Here is a 21019-nt window from a genome sequence, read left to right on the forward strand (position 1 = left end):
TCAATTCTCCCCATCCTCTTTCTTGGGCCGAGTCAGGTCGCGGACGATGTCGGCGAGGGTGCCCTGGTCGCTTTCCAGGCGGTCGCGCTCTTCCACCTGGGCGGGGTCCAGCTCTCGGTTGCGGCGACGCAACTCGTCGAAATAGTCCGTCCGTTCGTTCAGCTCTTCCTGGAGGGATTTGAGCATCTTGAGCTGGGCCGTGGCGGGGATACCGTCGCCACCCCCGCCCTGGCCTCCTCCTCCCTGATCACCCCCCTGTTGCCCGCCTGGCTGGCCGGGCTTGCCCGCGTCGGGCTTGAGGGACTCGAGGAGTTGCTCGAAGCGATGTTTCGCCGCCTTCGCCGCGCGTTGCGTATCCTCGTCGGTCTTCAGACCTTGCAAACGTTGGGCCGTGGTCTGCTGCCCCTCGGCGGCCCGCTTGAGCGTCAGGGCGAAGACCGGGGCCCCTTCGAGCTTCTCGATCAGTTCGCCGGTCTCGTCCTTCAAGCCGGCCTGGACCTGGCCGAGGTCTCGAACCCCCGTGCGCTGGGCGATGGTGAGCTTGCCTTGCTTCTCGGCCCGGAGCTTGTCGAAGGCCTCGATGTCGGTGACCATCTTCGACTGCCGCTCGGCGAGCGACTTGAGCTGATCCCCCATCTTGAGCAGTTGCTCCATGGCGAGCTGCTCCTCCTTCTCGCGGCGGGCCTCCTTGGCTTCCTGCTGGGCCTCTTCGAGGTCGGCGAGAGCCTCTTCCTCCTGCTTGCCGGCTTCCTCGCCTTCGTCCTGGTCGAGGTTCTCCTGGGCCTTACCCATCTTGGCTGCCGCGCGGTCGCCGGCCTGGGCGGCGTTGTCGGCGTTCATCTTCTTGAGCTTCTGCAACTGACGCTTGAGCTCGTTTCGGATCTCGGCCTGCTCCTTGGCGAGCTTCTTGAGCTGGTCGGCGCGGTCCTTGGCGTTGGGGTTCTTGCGGGCTTCCTGGGTCTTTTTGAGGTTCTGGGTCTGGCGTTCCTTGAGTTTGCCGAGCTCGTTCTCGACGTTCTTCATCTCCTTGACGAGCCGGGAGAGCTCACGCTCGCGACGGTTCTCGATCGAGTCGATCAGGTCCTTGATCTCCTTGCGAGCCTGCTCCTGCCCGGACCGAGCCTCGCCCATCTGATTCTTCTCGAGCCGATCCGAGGCCTCGCTCATCTTGCCGGTCGTGCCGCTGGATTTGCTCTCCTGGGCCGATTCTTTGAGCGCCGAGGCGGCGAGCGGGTCGGATTCCTCGAGTCGCTTGGCCATCTCAGCCATCCGCTCCTGGAGCCCCTGGAGGCCCCGCGCGACGTTACCCTGCTTGGCGGCGAGGTTGCCGAGCTCGGCCTTTTGCGACGGGGTCAGTTGCTCGGGGGTCTTGCCCGCGAGGTCGGGCTTGGCGGAGGCCTCATCCGTCTGCTTGATGACCTGCTCGTGCTCTTTCAGGAGGTTCTGGGCGTCCTTGATGACGCCCCGATAGGTCTCGAATTCGCTGAGACCGTCGAGCATCTTCTGGAGCTCGCCGGTGATCGCCTTTTGATTCTGCTTCGTCTCGGCGAGGGCATTCTTGGCGATGTCGGTGGGGTTCCGCTTGGAGGATTCGGGCTCGGCGGCGTCCTTACCACCCGACTTCTCGGGGGCCTTTCCCCCATCAGGGCTGTTGCCCTGCTGATCCTTGGATGAAGACTTGCCTTGATCGCCACCCTTGGCCTGGCCCCCTTCGCTGGCCTTCGACTGAGCCTTGCCTGCAGCCCCCTTCTCCGCCCCTTTAGCCTGGCTGGACCCCTTCTCCGCCCCCTTCGTCGAATCACCCTGCGGCTCGGACTTGGAAGCCTCGCCCGCCTCGCTGTCGGAGGTTTTCCCGCCGACGGGCTCTCCCGCCTTGCTGTTGTCGTTACCTTCCAGGTTCTTGGAGGCTCGCGTCAGACCTTGCTCGGCAGGCCCGAGGTGTTGCTCTCGGATTCGGTCGACCCCGGCCTGCATCTCCTCCATCTGCTTCTGGGCGTCGGCGTTGGCGACCCGGAAGTTCTTCATATCTTCGAGGAACTTCTTGATCTTCTGGTCGAGCCCGTCGGTACGGCTGGTGATGCGGTTGCCCACCTGACGCTGGATCATCTCCGCGTTCTTGAGGTTGTCGCGCTCGGCCTTCCCGAGGTTGTCGGTCTTCTCCAGCATGCGGATCGCTTCATCGACCGGCGACTCCGCCATGTTCTGCATCGAGAGGATGCGGGCGGTCTCCTCGCGGATCTCGCGGCGGGTGTCGTCGAGCTGGCGATTGATGTCCTCGTTGGAGGCGATCCGGAGCCGGATCTCGCGGCTCTTGCCGAGGTTCGGCCCCTTGAGGTCGTCGAAGTCGCGGGCCTCGGCGTGGAAGGTGATGATCGAGCCCGGCGGGAGCTTCAAGGGTGCGAGGTCCCAGTTGTACTTGATGGTCTGTCGCTTGATGCGCTGGGGATCGGGATGGTCCTTCGAATCCCAGAGCGGCAGGGCCACGACCGGCGAGGGCTCGGAGCCTCCCGTCGCCGTCTTGTAGAGCAGGCTCGCCGAATGGATCCCGTAGTCGTCGTCCACGGTGAACGTGACCGGGACCATCGCCTGAGCCGGTACATCCCGGTCGTTGCTCGGGTCGTCGATCACGACGCGAGGGGCCTCGTCTCGGACCGATCTCAACTCGTAGCGAACGACCTCGCGGTTCTTGAAGCCTTCCGTATCCTTCAGCTCGAACCAGAAGGGCCCGGAGTGCCCCGCGATGAACTCGGTCGTGAGCCTGGTCCTCGACGCGTCGAGCTTGATCGGGGCCTTGCTGAGGGCCTCGCCGAGCCGGAGGGCCGCCGCACTCAGCTCCTTGTTCGCTTTCGCCGCGAGCTCGATCCGGGAGCCTTCCAGCACGCGGACCTGCGTGTTGCCCGAGGCCAGGGTGCGAGGGGGCTCGGCCGTGTAGAGGGGCGGAGTGATCCGGACGGTCGCATCGGAGATCGCCGGGGGGGCGACGACCGACACGGGGACGTTCCGCACCGAGCGGGTGTCGTCGCCGGCGACGACCGAGAAGGTGAAGCTGCGCTCGACGACCTCGATCCGGCCGCGGAAGACCCCCCCCTCCTCGGAGCGGAGCGGCTCGCTGATCGTCTCGCCGTCCTCGAAACGGTAGGTCGCGCGTGCGGATGCGGGGGCCCGTTCCCCCTTCTTCACCGCGACGGCCAGCGTGAACGACTCGCCTCGGGCGACCTTGCGCGTGGTCTCCCCGTCGATCAGGCTCAGGTGGGTCTGCTGGGGCCACTGGGCCGAACCATAAGGCACGAAGAGCCGCTGGAGTGCGATCCGGCTCAACAACGGCTGGCCGACGAGGAGGGCGACCCCCAGCCCGATGGAGAGCGTCGCCACGCCGAGGGCACGCAGGGTCGGCTTCGGCTCGATGACCTCGCGAAAGTTGAGAGACTCCACCTCCTCCATCGTCTGGCGGATGGTGGCCTCTCGGAGCGAGGCGGAGCTCTGCGATTCGGCGTCCGTCGAGAGTTTGAGGAACTGGAGCGTGCTGGCAAGCCGGTCGTTCAGCCCCGGCCAACGCTCCTCGATCTTGAGCGCGATGTGCAGGTCGGCGAACGGGATCAATAGAGGGAGCAAGATGTAACGATGGATGAACCACGTCGCCGCGCCGAAGAGCCCGAGCAGCGCGACGAGCCGGACGTTGGAGTCGAGGTGGATCCCCCAGTCGACGAACCCGAGGGCGATGACGATCGGGATGAGGAGGCCGATCGTCCATCCCGAGCCGTGCAGCGCCACGAGGCTGCGAACCTGCCTGCGGAGGTTGGCAATTCGCGATTCGAGACGCGTCACCTGCATGTCGTCGGCCTCCAGGCTGGGTGGTGCCAAGCCTTAACGATCATAGGGATATTTATACCATCTGCTTGCGTTTTCTCAAAACCCATTCCATCCCGATCAGGAATAGGAACAAGGTCAAAACGGGCCAGGTATTCCAGAGCGGGATCGGGGGATCCGTGTCGAGCGGGACCTTCTGCGGCCTGGGCAGATCCTTGAGGAAACTGGCCGTCGCGTAGGGGGTGTAGTACTTGCCCGCGGACGTGGTGGCGGCGCGTAGCAGTTCGGCCTCGTTCATCTGCACGCGTTCCATCTCCCCCGCGGGTGCATCGACGCGGAACTGAGCCGGCGGGACCGGGGGATCGAGCGCGGGCGGCGGCATGAGCCGCACCTCATATTCCCCCTCGGAGGCCTGCGGCAGCGTCCCCTCGAAGAGGTTGCGGGTGCCTGGCGAAGGCTTCAGGGTGAGCCGCTTGGGGGCCTGCCCTTTGCGCTCGACCTGAACCGAGACCTCGCCCCCCGTCGGCGCGATCGCGGGGTTCGGGAACCGGACCCGGACCTGGATGGGCTGGTTCCGCTGATACCGCCTGCGGTCGGTCTCGATCTCCGCCTTCTTCTGTCCGGTCAGCTTGGAGCGGGCCAGGAAGCGGATCGTCTGGATCCAGAGCCGGCCGAAGTAGCGGTCTCCCACGCGGAAACGCCAGCGCCAGGTGTCGTCCACCGCGTTCAGCATCGACTTGCCCGAGCCGACGAACTGATAGAGGAAGATCGGCAGCTTGCCGTCGGATCCCATCTGCGTGGGGTGCTCGGCCAGCACGATCGCCGCCGGCTTCTTCCGAGGCGCCTCGAGGTGCCAGAACAACTCGGGAAGCCCTTGCCAGATCTGTGCGCTCGACGCTTCATCATCTCCGAATCGGAAGATGGGCGAGCTGCGTCCCTCGACGGTCAGCTCGGGCCGGAAGGCCGCGATCGCGTTGCCGACGGCCGACGGGTTGCGGGCGTCGCCCAGCTCGATCGGCAGGAGGAACTCGAGGGGAGTCCCTTTGTAGCTGAGAGGGTCGAAGTTCTCGCCCGCGACGAAGAGGATACCGCCCCCCTTCTCCGTCACGAAGTCGGCGATGTTCTGCATCTGCGATGCGCTCAGGAAGCTCGAATCGGCATCGCCCATGAGGATGACATCATAGGCGAAGAGGTCTTCCTTGGAGGCGGGGATCGTCGGCAGGGCGACGCGATCCTGCTCGTTGTACTCGGGGTCGCTCGAGAGCAGGACGACGTTGAGGTCGATCGTCTCCTCACGCTCGAGATAGTTCTTGAGGTAGCGATATTCGTACCGCGGTTCCCCATCCACGAGTAGAACCTTGAGCTTCTCCTTGCGGACGTTGACGAGTCGCTCGATGCGGTTATTGTCGGCCTGAGATTCCCTCGGCAGCGAGTCCACCTCGAGTGTGTAGACGACCTCGCCGATCCGCTTGGGTCGATGTCCGATCTCGATCCGCTTGGGCTGCCCGTCGGGCGGCACGGTGACCTTGATCCGCTCGAGCTCGCGACTCGCCTTGGGGTCGGCCGACGTCCTGTCCCGCTCCATGAGCTTGACGACGACCTCCTGCCCCGCGAAGCCTCGCGACTGGAGCTTCGCCTGGAACCGCACGAGGTCGTCGACGAACACGACGTCATCGACGAGCAACTCGGTCAGCTCCAGGTCCCTGGGGGCCTCGGAGCTCCCCAGGCCGATGGTATAGATCGGCACCCCCTTGCGCGAGGCGAACTCCGCGGCCTTCGAGAGGCTCTCGCCGTCGGTGGTCTGGCCGTCGCTCAACAGGACGATCGCCGATGGGGGCACGCCACGCAGCTCCGTCAGGACCTGGCGGACCCCCGCGCCGAGGCGGCTCTGGCCCCCCGAGGCCTCGACCCCGTTGATCTTGTCGAGGGATTCTTTGATGTTCGCCGGCTTATCGATCTCGGAGAGCATCCGGGCCGAGGAGGAGACGAGGTAGAACCTCACCTTGTTCTGCTTCTGGATCTCCTGGATGACCTTCGCGTTGTCCTTCGAGAGCCACGACTTGGCCACCGCGAGGCGGGTGGGCTCGGCCTGCTTGGTCAACTCGCCGAGCGCGGTCTTGACCTTCGGATCCTCGAAATGGTCCACGATCTGGCCGCTCGCCGAGTCGTCGACCATGAAGACGAAGTACGGCAAGCCCGTGCGCTCGACGGAGAGGACCGCCTCGGACAGCATGAAGATCGTCAGCAGGAGGAGCGTGATCCGGATCGTCGCCAGCCCCATCTTGTAGATGATGGGCACGTCCCCTTCGCGACGATAGAGCCAGATGATCAGGGCCGAGGCGCCGAGGATGACGAGCAGCGTGACGACCTGCGGCCACGGCTGTTCGAAGCGGATATGCGGGACGATCGCCTCGCCGGCCTCCGCCGGCTGGACTCCGAGGCGATCCGCCAATCGTGTGAGCAACCAATCGAGCACGTCCGTCGATCCTCAGCTAGTTGGAGTGATGGCCGAAATACCAGGCCATGATCGACTCGACGATCAGGAGCGCGAGGACCGCCATGAGCATGGGGCGATGCAACTCGCCCCGATGGCTGACCGACCCGGCGTTCCTGGACAGCTCCTTCGAGTTCGTCACATAAGCAAACTTCCAGCCGGGCAAGGCCTCGGCAAGTCCCGACCTGTCGAACTTGGCGAGGTCGCTCTCCGCCGGGTCGGGGTTGGCGGCGAAGACGTTTTCGAGGGCCAGCGGCGGCCCGACCTTGACCTGGTACGGGCCCGAGACCTCGGTCTCCTCGAAGTGGAGCAGGCTGACGCCTCCGTCGACCTGCAGCTTCGAGGGCAAGGTCCTGCCGTCGGGCAAGGACACCGAGACGGCTGCCCCCGCCCCGGAGCCCGGCAAGGCCTGGTCGAGCGGCTGGCCGACCTTGACGTTCCGCTCGGAGAGCCGGCCGGCTGCGGCCTCGAGCACGATCTTCTCCATGACCGGCGGAAAGCTCTGGTGCAAGGGCCAGGTCGTCCAGCCGGTGTCGGCCGAGGTCGCCACCTGGATGACCGTCCCCCGGCTCCGGGGGACTTCGATCACCGCGGGGTCGCCGTTGTCAAAGGCCAGTGCCACCTTGGCCATCGAGCCCTTCGGCAGCGTCAGCTTGTGGAACTCATAAGTCCGGGCCCCCGTGAGGCTCGCCTGAACCGACTCCTTCTCGCCGGCAAAGTCGGAAACGAGCGGGTGAGCATACTTGAGAGGGTCGAGCCCGAACGACGCCTGCTTCGCCGCCGCGTTCCCCACGTTGGGGCCGAGTGCGGCGGGAAGTAAACCCTTGCCGTCGGCGTAGAGGAGCCGGTTGTAGTTGTCGCGGACGACCTGATCGCCGCCGAAGACGACGACCCCTCCCCCTTGCTTGAGGTACTCCTCCAGGGTGGAGACCTCCGCCTCGGTGAACTGGGCAATGTTGCAAAGCAGGACCGCGTCGAACTGGGTCAGGTCCGACCGCATCAACTGGGACTCGGAGACGACCTCGGCGCGTATCGCCGAGGGAGATCCATTCGAGTCGGCCGGCGGGCTCAGTGCCTGCGAGAGGAAGTCCGTCTCGGCCTGGAACGGCTCCGGCTTGAAGTGGCCGTCGACGAGCAGGACGCGGAGGAACTCGCGGACTGGGATCGCCTGCCAGCGTTGGTTGTCGAGCTTGAGCTTGTCCTCGTCGATGCGGACCTCGAGCATGTGCTCGCCCGGGGTCGCGAACGTGTGCGAGAAGTCGATCGGCGTCTCCTCGCCGAGCGGGACGGTCACCATCTCCTCGGGTCCGAGCTGGCCGTCGACGACGAGCTGGGCCTTCACGCTCGCGGAGGCCGAGCCCCCGAAGTTCCGCAAGGTGGCGCGGGCGCGGATCGGGTTCCCCGCCGTCACGATGGGCGGGTCGAGCTTGAGGTCGGTGACGGCATGGTTCTCCTCGCCCCCCTTCCCCAGGTCGATGACGACGGAGCGGGCCTCGTGCTTGTTGATCTTGGCGAGGGCGTTCTTGAAGGCCTCGTCGCGCGACCCATCCGGGCGCTTCCAGGATGACGTCTGGAGGTCGGTCAGGAAGACGACCTCCTTCTGCGGGATCGACGAGGCGTCGAGCACCCGCACGATCGCCTCGAAGCTCGCGGCGAGGTCGGTACCGCCGTGGGGGAGCGTGATCTGCTCGAGTTCCTTGAGGACCTCCGCGTAGTTGGGCGAAGGGTCGCCGATCACGACCCTGGGCGGGTCGGCCATGAGGACGATGCTCATGGCATCGCCTCGCCTCGAGTCCTTGACGAACTGGGCGGCGAGGCTCTTCGCCTGCTCGAATCGCGAGACGTCGGTCGCGTTGTAGCCCATGCTCAGGGAGCCGTCGAGCACGAGGACGTGATGGCTCCGGCGCCCGGCGATGATCGGCAAGGCCCCGAGGCTCTCGAGGAATGGCTTGGCCATCGCCGAGACGACCAGGACGATGATCAGGGTCCGCACGAGCAGGAGGAGCCACTGCTCGACCCTGATCCGCCGCGAATTGCGCTGCATGGCGGCGATCAGGAACCGCATAGCGGCCCAGTTCACCTCGCGATGCTTTCGCCTGTTGAGCAGGTGGATGAGGATCGGGATCGAAGCCGCCCCGAGGCCCCAGAGGAGGACCGGGTTCGCGAAGTTCAGGGCTAAGATGATGGGGACGTGCAACGTCGGCTCCTCGCCGGTTCCTTCCTGGTTTCGCCACGGACTAGCGGCTGCGGGTCGCTCGCGCGGCGAGGTAAGTCGATAGGGCCACGTCGAGCTCCTGATCGGTCCTCATCGGGACATAGTCGATGTCGATCGTCCGACATCCGCGCTTCATCTCGTTGAGATAGGCGTTGAGCTCCTCCTGATACGCCTTGCGCAAGGCGTGGGGTTCGGTGAGGACCTCGGGCATCCCCTCGAGCCCCTTGAAGAGGGTCGTGTCGCGGAACGGGAATTCGATCTCGGCCGGGTCGAGGATGTGGAAGACGATGACCTCGTGCCGGCGATGCCGCAGGTGCTTCAGGCCGGCGATGATCCTCGGGACTTCGTCGAAGAAGTCGGAGAAGACCGCGATGATCCCACGCTTCTTGAACCGCTCGGCCAGGTCGTGGAAGACGATCCCGAGGTCCGACTTCTGCCGCGCCGGGGTCACATCCATCAGGTGGATGATTTCCTTGAGATGCGACGGCTGCCCGGCGGGCTTCATGTAGCGACGAACCATGTCGTCGAACATGGCGAGCCCGACCGAGTCCTGCTGCTGGAGCACGAGGTATCCGAGGGCCGCGGAGACGTACTGCGCATAACGCAGCTTCGACACGTTCCTGCCGGAGGCGTAGCCCATCGACTCGCTCGTATCCAAAAGCAGGTACAGGAGGAGGTTCGTCTCCTCCTCGTACTGCTTGAGATAGAATTTGTCGGTCTTGGACCAGACCTTCCAGTCGACGTGGCGGATGTCGTCGCCGGGCACGTACTCCCTGTGCTCGGCGAACTCGACCGAGAACCCGTGATAGGGGCTGGGGTGCATGCCGGCGACGTAGCCCTCGACCACCATGCGAGCCTTGAGGTCGAGGCCCTCGATGCTAGCTAGCGTTTGTGGATCTAAAGATCTTGGGGAGTTTTCCACTTTGCTCGGCCTCATGCTCGTCGACGGGGACGGCCTTCACCAACCGCTTGACGATATCGTCGGGCTTCAATCCTTCGGCCTCGGCGTTGAAGTTGGTCACGATGCGGTGTCTCAGCACCGGGCCTGCCACGGCGCGGATGTCGTCGGTCGAGACGTGGAACCGGCCGTAAAGCACCGCGCGGGCTTTGGCGGCGAGGACAAGATACTGGCTCGCTCGAGGGCCTGCACCCCAGCTCACGTAATCGCGGATGAAGTCGGGCACCTCGGGCTTGTCGCGCCTGGTCATCCGGGTGAGCCTGACCGCGAAGCGGGCGACGTGGTCGGCGATGGGGACCTTGCGGACGATCTCCTGCAACTCGAGGATCTCGGAGCCGGCAAGGACCTTGGTGATCGCCGTCTTGACCGTCGAGGTGGTCAGCTTGACGATGTTCAGCTCTTCTTCCTCTTCGGGGTAGTCGACGAGGATGTTGAGCATGAATCGGTCGAGTTGGGCCTCGGGGAGCGGATACGTCCCTTCCTGCTCGATCGGATTCTGCGTCGCCAGGACGAAAAACGGGTCGGGCAGCCGGTGGCGTTCGCCGCCGACTGTGACCTGCCGCTCCTGCATCGCCTCGAGCAACGCGGCCTGGGTCTTGGGGGGCGTCCGGTTGATCTCGTCGGCGAGGACGATGTTCGCGAAGATCGGCCCGCGGAGGAATTTGAACTGGCGGACGCCGGTCGCCTTATCCTCCTGGATGACCTCGGTCCCGGTGATGTCGGACGGCATCAGGTCGGGCGTGAACTGGATGCGGTTGTAACTGAGGTTGAGGGCGTCGGCCAGCGTGTGGATCATCAGCGTCTTGGCGAGGCCGGGGACGCCGATGAGCAGGCAGTGGCCTCGGGCGAAGATGGCGATCAGCAACTCTTCCAGCACGGATTGCTGGCCGACGATGACCTTGCCCATCTCCCCTTTGAGCCGGAAGAAGGCGTCGCGGAGCCGCGTCACGGCCGCGAGGTCATCTTCTTGAAGTGGTTCCGTTGGGTTTCCGTCGCTCACGCCGAGACCTCCTTATTCACCGAACTCCCCGGCCTTGTAGATCGGGCCGGGAGTGGAAGAGCGAGTCTATGTCGAGGGGGTTCGCCGGAATAGTCCCACCCGGCTCGCCGAGCACGATTGTAGTCGGCCTCTCGCCCGATTCGACTAGGGAGACTTGGGGGCAACCTCCGCCTTCTTGCGTTCGCCCAGGGTCCAGATCCCGCCGCGGCTGGCCACCAGGGCCCCTTGCGGATTCAGCCTCACGGCGACCTCGGAGGACCCGACGGGGAGTAGGATCCTCTGGACGAGCTCCCCATTGTCGCGCCTGCGAAAGACGAGCGGCAGGCTCGTCAATTCATTCTCGCCGGAATCCCCCAACGTCGGATAGCCCATCACGCAACGCTCGGTCAGGGCGACCGACCAGTAAGACTCGGGGCCGAGCAGGTAGGACGACCAGATCAGCTTGCCGTCCTCCAGGGACGCGGCCCGCAAGGTACGGTTGCTCGTCCAGTAGACATGTTCATTATCAATGGCCGTAGCGTCAGGGCGCTCGCTCAGGTTCTCGGAGCCGAGCGGGCGCGACCATCGCTTGGTCCCCGTGGCCGGATCGAGCCGGATCAGCTCCGAACCGTCGTGGATGACGAACAGACGTTCCGAGCCCCCCAGGAGCCGCGGCGGCCCGTTCTTGGGGAGCTCTCGGCTCTCGCGGAAGACCCACGACTCGACCCCACGATGGAGGTCGAAGAGCTCGACGGTCCGACGGTCTGGCACGAGTACGACGTGGTCGTCGTCGATCAGCAAGGGAGTCCGCGCCCAATCCTCGTCACCCCCTCGCGGGAACTCGCCGAGCCGTCGCCCAGAGCCCGTCTCGAGCACGAGCATGGCATTCGGCTTGCGGAGCTGGACGATCACGCGCTGGGGGCCGATGAGCATCAGCGGATTGATCGTGCCGGCGGTCGGTGAATAGGCCCAGTCGACCAGCCCGGAGTCGCCATCGAGGGCTACCAACTCCCCCTCGCCCCTGAGGCAGAAGACGCGGTCCCCCACGACTTGGAAGTCGTGCAGGAGTTTGGGCGTGTTGTCGGCCGGCTTGACGCCCGGCGGCTCCTTGGCGAAGGGGTTTGCCCCCTTCGTCTCCTTCGAGCCGCCGCCCGACTCATAAGTCCAGAGGATCGATCCGTTGTCGAATTTGAGGGCGTAGATCCGGTTCTCGGATGCGGCGATGATCTTGTCGGCGAGGTATCCCACCCAGGTCGTCGTCCCCCTCAGTTCCTTGCTCCAGAGCGAGCTTCCCTCCCTGGGATCGACGGCACTCAACTCCGAGCCTCTGGCGAGGAAGAGCCGGCTCCCTTCATTTGAGGGGGGGCTTCCGGCCGCCGCGATGGGGCGGACCGAGTGCGGGAGCGTGCGACCCCACCGTTTCACGAGGGGGATGGGGAGCTTCGGTTCGGAACGCTCGGCGAGCATCTGGTCGAAAGGTGCACGCCCGAGACGCTCCGCGACCAGGCTCGAGATCCTCGCATCGGCGGGGAAATCGTCGAGGTGGACCTCCCCGAAGCGTGCCTGCACGTCGAGATAGGCCTCGCGGGCCGGGACCCAGAGCTTTTGCGCCTCATAGGCTTGCGCCTGACCCCAGAGGGCTCGCGCCCTCAGCGACGCATTGGGCGATACGGCCAGGAGCCGTTTATAAGCGTGGGCGGCTTCCGCGGGCCTGTTCAGCGAGTCGCTAAGCTGTCCGAGTGCCAGGAGCGAATCGGCCACCACCTCCGACGCAGGATAGCTGCGGCCGACCTCTTCGAGGAGCCGAGTGTCCTTCTCGGACTTGCCCCGTTGCAGGAGGTCTTGGGCCTCGCGCTCGAACTCGGCGTAATAGTTCCGGCCGTGTGCACGGAGGATGGTGTTGAGGCGGTCGGCAATCAAAAGGTCGGCCCGGATCAGGCGTTGCCCTCCTTCTGAAGCCACGCTGAGTGACCTCAAGGGCTCGTCGGCGAGCAGCCCCTGGAGCGTGGCGACCGCGTCGCGAGGCTCGCCACTCTCCAGTTGAACATCCGCCAGGGTCAACAATGCATTGAGCCGATCCCGATCCGATCGGGCGACGGTCGAGGCGGCTTGCAACTTCCCGGTCGCGACAGGCCAGGCCTTATCGCCCTTGGCCTTCGACCCCAGACGCATGAGGAGGCGGAATTGCTGGTCTCGCGTGGCGTCGGAAAGCGATGTGCCGTCGATCATGTCGGAGGGCCGGACCTTGCTAGCCGCCGTCGTCAGAGACTCGAGCGCGAGGTCGTCCTGGCCCGTCGCCTCGGCCGCTTGCGCAAGGCGGTAGTAGTTCAAGGCCCGGTCGGGAGCCCTGACGATCTCGTCGCGATAGCGCTGAATCAGGCGGCTGTTCTGGCAGAAGACGACGAGGGCATCGGGCTGGCTGACGATCAGATACCCGTCGCCGACGGCCAGATTCCCCCCGGTCGTCTGGAATGACTCCTGGAGCTTGATCGGGGGGTCGGAACGAACCCCGGTCGACTGGTCAAGGACGTGGATCTCATTCTTGGTGGGCCAGTAGATCCGGTCGCCGGCGAGCAGGCCTCGGCCGAACCCTTCGTAGGCATGGCCGTTGTCCGGCCACATTGAGAAGAGGTCCCCCGTCTTGACGTCGTAGAGGACGACATGATCCCCGGTCGCGACGAGATGCCCCTTGGCGACGCCGAGGAGGTGCGCCAGCTTGACCTCCGCCGGGATGGGCTTGGACTTCCAGGCGAGCCGACCGCTCTCGGCGTCGAAGGCATAGAGGCAGTTCGCGTCATCGGGCGCGACCATGACGAGGCCATCGTGGACGATGGCGGGGTTCAGATCCCTCGAGTGATTCGCGCCCCCTTCGAGTCGATCTTGCCGCGGATAGGTGGCCACCCAGCGGACCGAGCCCGTGTCGGAGTCGAGCGCGACCACGGCCCCGAGGTTCGTCTGGTAGTAGATGGTCGGGCCGTCGAGGCTCAGGAGCCTGTGGCCGAAATCATTGAGCCCTGAGGCTCCCATGTTCATCCCGGCCATGCCGAAGCCGGCGATCATGTTCTCGTTGTCGGTCGAGGCGGCACCGAGGTAGCGGACCCAGCGTAAATTCCCGGTTTCCGCGTCAAGGCAGACTACATACGTCGATGTTTGCTCGCGACGGTCCGTCATCGCCGCGTAGACGTTGCGTCCGTCCGCGACCGGCGTCCCCTCGAAGTTGACGCGGCTCATGCCATCCTGCGGGCTCTTGGGCAGGGTGATCTCCGCGGAAATCTTCGTCCAGAGGATCTTCCCCTCGGTGCTCCGATCCACGGCGACGATCTTGCTCTGGACTGAGGTTCGCGGACCCCCCATTCCCATCATGAATTGGGAGGCCGGGGGGCCGAGCCGTGCATAAATTCGATCACCAAACGCGGTGAGCGTATAACGCGGGACCGTGGTGAGCGGCATGGTCGCCGTGGCCGTGGGAGTCTCCTGCCCTTCAGGGGGCGCCTCCCAGACCGGGCGGACGCTGACGCTTGGTCCTACCGCTGTCCCCTCGGGTCGGGCATTCAGGTTATAAGCCTGGATGCGGTTGTCCGTGGCGACGATCACCTGATCGCCCAGGACGATCGGGTGATACATCAGCAGTCTATCTTTGGGGATCGCAGGCTGGGACATCCCCATCGGTCGGGGGAAACCTCGCATGTTGTAGTGCGACTTGGCCTGGTCGAAGGAAGGGAGTTCCACTCGCCATTGCATCGAGCCGACATCGACGTTCCCGGGAACGATCTTCGTCCGTGTCGGCGAGCCCGCGAAGGTCGGCCAGCGGCCGTCGGGCTGGGCGGGCGGTGCCAGGTGGTCGGTGCTCAACGCCTCGGTCAATGCCTTGAGATAGGAGCCTTTGCGGCCGGCGAGTTCGCCCGAAGCTCCCGGATAGGCGGCGCCGAACGCTTCGAGCGCCGGCGGCTGCGGTCCTTCGCCTAGGGCCGCCTGGCAGAGGAGCTTCTTGGCGGCGACGCGGGCCATGTCAACGTCCGGGTCGGGATGTGCCAGGGCCGGCTTTCGGGCCGACGGATCGGGGACGAGCCGCCGATAGAGCGCCAGGGCTTCGTCGAAGCGACCGTCCTCGAAGGCCAGGTCGCCGAGCAGGTTGATGGCGTCATCCCCCCAAGAGCTGCAGAAGGCCTGGTCGATCACCCTTCGCAGCGAGGATCGGTCCCGGGACGTCGTGCCCTGCTGATACCAACGCTCGGCCTGGGCATCGACCCGAGACCGGTAGATTGCCCGGGCCTCGGGGGGCAAGGCCGCGATCCGACGCTGGCAGAAGTTGCGGAGGTCCACGTAGAGGACCGACTCGCCGGGCGCACGCTCCTCCTCAGCCTCCTCCTTGGGGAGCCGGGCGACCTTCTCGCCGAACTGCTGGATCACGCGTTGATAGATGTCGATCGCTTCCGCCCACTGGCGGTCGCGAGCATGGCTCGCCGCATTGCGCAGGAGTGCGTCGGCGGTATCGCTAAAATCCGGGTAGAACTTGGTGACCGTACGGGGCGGCGGTTGAGGCTGGGCCTGTGATGGGAAGGGACAGGAGAGGGCGAGGAAGACCCCGAAAATCAGTGTGGATCGTGTTGCCCGAGCCGGTCGGATCATGATCATTGATAGGCCCTCCTTGCCCAATCCGCCACAATCGGGCGATCAAGGCAGGGGATAACAGTCCCGGCGCATCAAATCTCGGAAACTCATGGTCTGCGAATTCCGCAATCGGCTCTAAGTGCACCTAGGTCGGGATGGGAAAGTGTGGAAACCCGAGTGGTAGGCAACCATGCCTCCGCCTGTTATTCGGGCAGATTTGAAAGATTATTGCACGGACATCCCACATCCCTAGTATTGGACACGAACATTGTCGCCGAATGCAACAGCAAATCAAATACCGTCCACGACCATGACGGGTTCTCTCCACATTCAAATCGAATTTTGCATAGGAGACAATGATTTTGTGCCTGCTCTTGAGGCATTTGTGCTTGGCCTGTAATCGTTCTGATTCGATGCTTTCGTCGTCAAATCCTCTACTTTGTGTAAGCTATCAAAACCGCTGGCCTATCGAATTAGGCAAGTCTTGCGTGACCTATCCAGGGTCCATTTTCCGGGCATTTCTCCAACGGAGGCAAGCAGTTTCAGGCCGTTGAGTCGTATGAGCCCCTAAGATGACGTTCGGAATCGCGACATTCTTAGCAGAGTGTCGAGAGGGCAAGCGAAATCGTCTCGCCGCAACGCTGGGTTGCGGCGAGACGGTTGAAAGCATTCGTCATAGACTCAGAGGTTGAATCACTTCACCTTGGCGGGGTCGATCTTCACATCGCCCACGTCAACGGTATCGCCAGCCTTGACCGTAACGGCCATGCCGGCAGCCATACCTTGATTCACGTAGCCGACCTTCTCCTGCCAGACGATCAACTTCTGGGCACCGGCCGGGACGTTCTTGATCTCGAACGAGCCATCTTCACCGGTGACGGCGAAGTAGGGGTGATCGAACACGGCGACGTAAGAGTCCATCCAGCCGTGGAGGTCGCAGGTGACCTTGACGGGGCGTTTCTCAACGGCGAGCTTCTTCTCGAACTTGCCGTTACCCGACAGGATCTGATTGAAGCCCGAGCTGAACGAGTTGTAGTGGACGTTGTGATTGACCGACTCGCTCGACTTGAAGACGACCGTCTGCCCGGCCGCGACGGCGGTGACGTGGGGGATGTACTCGCAGTTTTTCTGGTCGATCTCAATCTTTGGGGTCTTCGCGACGATCTCAGCGACCGCGCTCGCCGGCGTGCCCTTCGGCTTGACAACGTAGGCGAAGCCGAACTTCACGCCCTTGGATTTGGGATCAACCACGAGCTGCTGCGAGACGATCGGCTCCGTCTTCGCACAGACTTCCGGATCCTTCGAGGCCTTGCCCACGGCTTCCAGGACCTTGGCTTCGGGAGCGGTGGCGCCACCCCAAACGAGGCGGCCCTTGATCGTGCCCGTGCCGGACTGGGCCGGGACGCTGGTCGCGAGGGAGGTCGCGGGAGGGACCGCAACCGCCGAGCTGAGGGCCATGGCCGACACGGCGAAGGCCGCCGAGAGACCGACACACCACGGTCGCACGTCGAACAGGCAGCGCGAGACAAAACTCATCACGGATGACCCTCTTGGAGTGGAAGTTGCCAATCGGTGGGAAACGGTCATCGCCTCGAATTAAAGGCAGGAACTGAATCCTAACATTTTCCACAAGTGGCGCGTAGCCCTCACTTAAAACGCGAAAGAGGGAGGCCCCACCCCTTGCCGAGGTGATCCTCCCTCACAGCCTCGAGCGACCGCTCCTGGTCGGACCGGTGTGAGCCTCTCAGGATTCGGGCCGGATCTTGCCCGCGTCGATCTTGAGCTCGAAGTTCGTCTCTTCGTTCGGCTTCACGTTGACGCTCTCGCCGGTCGCGGGCGTGACGAAGCCTCCGCCGGTGACTGACTCCTGCCAGACCACGACCTTCTGGGTGCCGGCGGGGACGTTCTTGATTTCGAAGTTCCCCTTGGCGTCGGTCACGGCGAAGTAGGGATTCTCCGTGACCATCCAGTAGGCCTTCATCCAGGGGTGGACGTTGCACTCGACCTCGCCCGGGCTGCGTTCCGGCTTCAGGACCGGGAAGACTTCGGAAGCCCCCGCCGAAAGCGACGGATTCGTGCCGTTGTTGCGGAGCTTGGAGTTGATGTTATGGGTCCGCGGGTCGCTGTTCTTCATCTGGATCTTCGCGCCGGCCATCACGGCGAGGACGTGGGGCTTGAAGACGCACTTATCCTGGTCGAAGACGACCTCGGCCTGGAGGGCGGCCGACTGGGCCTCGGGGTTCACCGCCGTCGGCTTGGGGATGTAGACGAAGACATTCTTCACCCCCTTGGTGGCCCCATCGACGACGAGCCGCTCCGACGTAATCGTCCCATCCGCGGCGCAGAAGTCCGGGTCCTTCACCGCCTGGCCCTTCTCGACCAGGACCTTCACCGCGGGCTCGGCGCCATCGAACGTGATCTTGCCCTTCAGGGTGCCCCAACCTTCGCCGGCCGCGGACGCGCCGGGATTGGCGGGAGCCGCGGGAGCCGGCTCGGGCGTCGGAGTGGCAGCGGGTGCAGGAGCGGGCTCCGCGGGCGTCGCTGCCGGAGTTGGCGCAGCTGCTTCCTTCGGCGTTTCGGCCGGATTTGCCGAGGAGCCGTCGGGGGCGACCACGACTTCAGCGTCGCTGGTCTCTTCCTGCTGACCGCCGCAACCAACTGCGAGAACACCCAGCATTCCCGCCAGGCCCAGACCGAGCAGCGACTGCCGCTGACTCCGCTTCCACAGCATCGGGACTCTCCTCAGATGTATCGTTAAGGTTTGATGTCTTGGTGGGTCATCATCGCGTGCCTTGCCCGATCAGAACCAGGCTTCGGTCATCAGGTGACAAACATCATCAGAGCGGGCGACCGACTCCCCGTCAATCGGGTCCCTGATTCTCGGAGGCGAGAGTCGCATATGCGCCGGACTTTGGTCAGGCCTTCACCGAAGATGGCTCGAGTGCCAAAGCCGCGGCGAGTTTCGCGGCCTTGCGTCGGAGGGCTGCCGCCAGTTCATGCGGGTCGGTCATATCAGAGACGGGGCGATATTCCGGTTCCCCACGAGCTAGTGGCAGGACCTCGGCGGCCGAGAAGGTCGCTTGGGCTTTTGGGGAACTCGCCGTCGAGGCCGCACCACCGCGAGCCGCCGCCAGCTTCTCCTTGATCGACAGCGGCCGAGCCTTTACCGGTTCTTCAGCAGGAGCCGGTTCGATGCCGGCGACCTGAGCGGGACTCGAGGATCCCCCGCTCGTCGGGGCAATGCCTCGCGCCGCGGCCAGCTTTTCCTTCATGGTCAGCGGCCGCGACGGGGGCTTGGTCCCCTGCTCCGCTGTAGCAACCTCGGTCGGGTTCGCCGTATCTACCGCCGTCTCATTCGAAGGCTTCGCCGGGGCGGCGCTTCGAGCCGCCGCCAGTTTCTCTTTCATGGTCAGGGGGCGATTCGATGGAGCAGGCACGGCCTCCTGCTCTGCGGCTGCCGACTCGATCCCGCTCGTCCCTTCCGTCACCGGAGCCGAGACCTGAGGCTTCGTCGGGGCGGCGCTGCGGGCCTCGGCCAGCTTTTCCTTCAAAGTCAGAGAACGACTCGTCGGCTCGACGTTCTGTTCCGCAGGGGCCGACTCGACACCGCTCGTTGCTTCTTCCGTCGAGTTAGGAGTGGAATCTTCAGGCGATGCCGATTCGCGGGACGTGGATGTGGCCTGCTTTTCTGAGTCAGCCTTTCGCGCGGCCTCCAGGATTTCCTTCACACTCAGGCGTTTCGCCATCAACCACTCCCCCTCGAAGCCGAGGACCGCGCCGCCACCTTCGAGCTTATCGCAAAATGCTCGCTTCGGATCAAAACGTGCTCGAAGCGATATTTTTAGCTCGGTTGGTGGACCCTCCATCCGAGGCATGCTGCAATTTGCGGCCCGCACTCGATAAGGCTAACGGCAGCAAGGGCGCGAGACAACCCCGCCGTGCCAAAGGCCGGACGTTCACAGTCCCTGTCTCATGACCCTGAGCCAATGTTTCAGACCGAGTCGAAGACCTCGAGCATGCTCGAGACTTCATGGAGACGCGAGGTCAGGTACGCCTTGATCTCTTCGCTCGTCTTGAGTTGCAAGACCTGGTGGGCGAACCGCTCGGCCTGTGCGGTGGTGACCGAGGCGAGCAAGGCCTTGATCGTCGGGACGAAGGCCGGGCTCATGCTGAAGCGGCGGAGGCCCATACCGAACAGGGCGAGGACCGAACGCGGCTGGCCGGCCATCTCGCCGCAGAGCGTGACCGGCGTACCGGTGCGCTGGCAGGCGTCGAGAACCATCTGCAGGACACGGAAGATCGCCGGGCTCAGGGGCTCGCAGAGGTGGGCGACCTTCGGGTTATCCCGGTCGGCGGCGACGAGGTACTGGATCAGGTCATTGGAGCCGATCGAGATGAAATCGGTCTCGCGCAGGATCGCGTCGATGCAGACGGCCGCGGCGGGGACCTCGACCATGACGCCGGTCTTGACGTCCTCGCCGAAGGGGACGCCTTCCCGCCGGAGGTTCCGCTTCGTCTCCTCGACGAGCTTATTCACGTATCGGAGTTCTTCGAGGGTCGTGATCATCGGGAAAAGCATGTTCACTTTTCCATGCCGACCTGCGCGGAGGATCGCGCGAATCTGACGCTCGAAGAGACGAGGATGTTCGAAGGAGAGTCGGATCGACCGCCAGCCCATGAATGGGTTAGCCTCGCTGCGACGCCCGAGGTACGCGACGGTCTTATCGCCTCCGAGGTCCAGGGTCCGGATCGTCACCGTCCGGTTGGGCGAGTCCTCGATGATCTGGCGGTAGTATTCGTACTGTTCTTCCTCATCCGGCACGTCCTGGTGCGTGAGGAATAGGTATTCCGTCCGGAAAAGCCCGACGCCCGTCGCTCCCACCTTGGCCGCGGCCTGGGTGTCGGCCAGGTTGTTGATGTTGGCGAGGAGCTCGATCTGGGCTCCGTCGGAGCTCTTGGCGGGCTCGTCGCGGTTGAGGACGAGGCGATCCTTCAGGTTGAAGAACTCGCGTTGGAGCTTGCGATAGGCGGAGGTCGTCTCGCTGTCGGGGCGGACCAGCACTAGGCCATCGCGGCCGTCGACTATTATCACATCCCCCGAGCGGACGTCTCCGGTGATGCCGACGACGCCGGCCACCGCAGGGATGCCCCGGCTCCTCGACAGGATCGCCGCGTGGCTCGTCCCGCCGCCGGTCTCGGTCACGATGCCCGCGATCGGCAGGTTGCCGAGGCTCATCGCTTGACTCGGGAGGATCTCGTGCGCGACGAGGATGAGCGGATCCTCGCCGTGGCCGTTCGTCTGTGCGGCGTTGGGAGCGACGGGGGGATGCAACGTCAGGTGTGAGCCAATCCGGAGGATCACGTCTCGGACGTCGGCCATCCTCTCGCGGAAGTAATCCTGCTCGACCCTGGCGAAGCTCGCCGCGTAACCCTGCAGGAAAATCTGTAGCGCCGAGAGCGCAGTCAGTTGTTGCGACTCGATCAGCGCGTGGACCTTGGTGACCAACGTTTGATCATTGACGATCTGGAGGTGGGTCCGAAAGATGTCGGCCTCGGCACTGCCGAGCTGTTGCGCAACCTTGGTGATGATCCCCTCGAGTTCGGTGGCCGAAACGGAGACGGCGCGGTCGAAACGCGCGATCTCGTCGACCGTCTGCTCCGGATGGTCGAGCGTTTGCGGCTCGCTCGTCCCGAAGACCGAATCGACTCGGTAGGCGATCCCCACCACGACGCCAGGACTGACCGCGATTCCCTTATGCATGGCACGCTCAGTCTAGCAAACTCGGGACGTCGAGACCAATGAACTCACTCACGAATCGGCTGATGGCAACCTGGCAAGACTGCCGCGAATATCCCGCCTCCACGAAACTACTCAAAGTCTGGACTCGCAAATTGTGGATCATGACAATCCGGTGGCAAACCAAAACGTGGCGCAGCGAAACGGATCGAGATACG

At 64.4% G+C, this 21019-nt stretch carries 10 protein-coding genes; all 10 read right to left on the bottom strand.

The window, feature by feature from the left end; translation table 11 throughout:
• Window positions 1-3861 carry a DUF4175 family protein gene (locus ACOYYX_RS28535; protein ID WP_422926054.1) on the bottom strand — a complete coding sequence of 1287 codons (3861 nt, stop codon included), beginning with the start codon at window positions 3859-3861 and terminating at the stop codon, window positions 1-3.
• A gap of 22 nt (window positions 3862-3883) precedes the next feature.
• Complete coding sequence (locus tag ACOYYX_RS28540; RefSeq protein WP_422926056.1) at window positions 3884-6283, bottom strand: VWA domain-containing protein; 2400 nt, start codon at window positions 6281-6283, stop codon at window positions 3884-3886.
• A gap of 16 nt (window positions 6284-6299) precedes the next feature.
• Window positions 6300-8498 carry a BatA domain-containing protein gene (locus ACOYYX_RS28545; RefSeq protein WP_422926058.1) on the bottom strand — a complete coding sequence of 733 codons (2199 nt, stop codon included), beginning with the start codon at window positions 8496-8498 and terminating at the stop codon, window positions 6300-6302.
• Window positions 8499-8538: 40 nt separating this feature from the next.
• Window positions 8539-9366 (bottom strand): DUF58 domain-containing protein, encoded by an 828-nt coding sequence (locus tag ACOYYX_RS28550; protein ID WP_422926060.1) that lies wholly within the window; start codon window positions 9364-9366, stop codon window positions 8539-8541.
• A gap of 28 nt (window positions 9367-9394) precedes the next feature.
• On the bottom strand, window positions 9395-10474 hold the full coding sequence (locus ACOYYX_RS28555; RefSeq protein WP_422926062.1) for an AAA family ATPase: 1080 nt from the start codon (window positions 10472-10474) through the stop codon (window positions 9395-9397).
• A gap of 144 nt (window positions 10475-10618) precedes the next feature.
• Window positions 10619-15088 carry a PQQ-binding-like beta-propeller repeat protein gene (locus tag ACOYYX_RS28560; RefSeq protein WP_422926064.1) on the bottom strand — a complete coding sequence of 1490 codons (4470 nt, stop codon included), beginning with the start codon at window positions 15086-15088 and terminating at the stop codon, window positions 10619-10621.
• A 669-nt stretch (window positions 15089-15757) separates the two neighbouring features.
• A complete protein-coding gene (locus ACOYYX_RS28565; protein ID WP_422926066.1) occupies window positions 15758-16600 on the bottom strand; it encodes a hypothetical protein in 843 nt (280 codons plus the stop codon).
• A gap of 208 nt (window positions 16601-16808) precedes the next feature.
• Entirely contained in the window at window positions 16809-17795 is a 987-nt protein-coding gene (locus ACOYYX_RS28570) for a hypothetical protein (protein ID WP_422926068.1), read from the bottom strand.
• 184 nt (window positions 17796-17979) lie between these two features.
• Complete coding sequence (locus ACOYYX_RS28575; RefSeq protein WP_422926070.1) at window positions 17980-18810, bottom strand: hypothetical protein; 831 nt, start codon at window positions 18808-18810, stop codon at window positions 17980-17982.
• Between the two features lie 245 nt (window positions 18811-19055).
• Entirely contained in the window at window positions 19056-20825 is a 1770-nt protein-coding gene (gene ptsP, locus ACOYYX_RS28580) for a phosphoenolpyruvate--protein phosphotransferase (RefSeq protein ID WP_422926072.1), read from the bottom strand.
• Window positions 20826-21019 lie beyond the last annotated feature (194 nt).

Source organism: Singulisphaera chitinilytica (assembly GCF_049331405.1).
Lineage (GTDB): Bacteria > Planctomycetota > Planctomycetia > Isosphaerales > Isosphaeraceae > PoT.